Below are 832 nucleotides of genomic sequence, written 5' to 3' on the forward strand. Positions count from 1 at the left end.
TAGCACAGAGATATATAGCAAAGAGATACTTTTGAGCAATGTTTGTGGAAGCGGTATTCGCAATATTTTAGTAGCTCGTTACAGTCCGGTGCGTTTTTGGTTTTTTGAAAGTGCGTCTTCAGAGCGCTTTTGGTTTTCAAAAGCGCTCTGAAGTTCCTATACTTTCTAGAGAATAGGAACTTCGGAATAGGAACTTCAAAGCGTTTCCGAAAACGAGCGCTTCCGAAAATGCAACGCGAGCTGCGCACATACAGCTCACTGTTCACGTCGCACCTATATCTGCGTGTTGCCTGTATATATATATACATGAGAAGAACGGCATAGTGCGTGTTTATGCTTAAATGCGTACTTATATGCGTCTATTTATGTAGGATGAAAGGTAGTCTAGTACCTCCTGTGATATTATCCCATTCCATGCGGGGTATCGTATGCTTCCTTCAGCACTACCCTTTAGCTGTTCTATATGCTGCCACTCCTCAATTGGATTAGTCTCATCCTTCAATGCTATCATTTCCTTTGATATTGGATCATATGCATAGTACCGAGAAACTAGTGCGAAGTAGTGATCAGGTATTGCTGTTATCTGATGAGTATACGTTGTCCTGGCCACGGCAGAAGCACGCTTATCGCTCCAATTTCCCACAACATTAGTCAACTCCGTTAGGCCCTTCATTGAAAGAAATGAGGTCATCAAATGTCTTCCAATGTGAGATTTTGGGCCATTTTTTATAGCAAAGATTGAATAAGGCGCATTTTTCTTCAAAGCTTTATTGTACGATCTGACTAAGTTATCTTTTAATAATTGGTATTCCTGTTTATTGCTTGAAGAATT

Annotated in this window: 1 protein-coding gene; it reads right to left on the reverse strand. The window is 40.4% G+C overall.

Going from position 1 to position 832, the window contains the following annotated elements; genetic code table 11:
- Window positions 1–349: 349 nt before the first annotated feature.
- Window positions 350–832 (reverse strand): site-specific integrase (locus tag CKO12_RS14375; RefSeq protein WP_108619796.1); only part of this gene is annotated, 483 nt, incomplete at its 5' end.

Source organism: Chromatium okenii, from assembly GCF_016583745.1.
Lineage (GTDB): Bacteria > Pseudomonadota > Gammaproteobacteria > Chromatiales > Chromatiaceae > Chromatium > Chromatium okenii.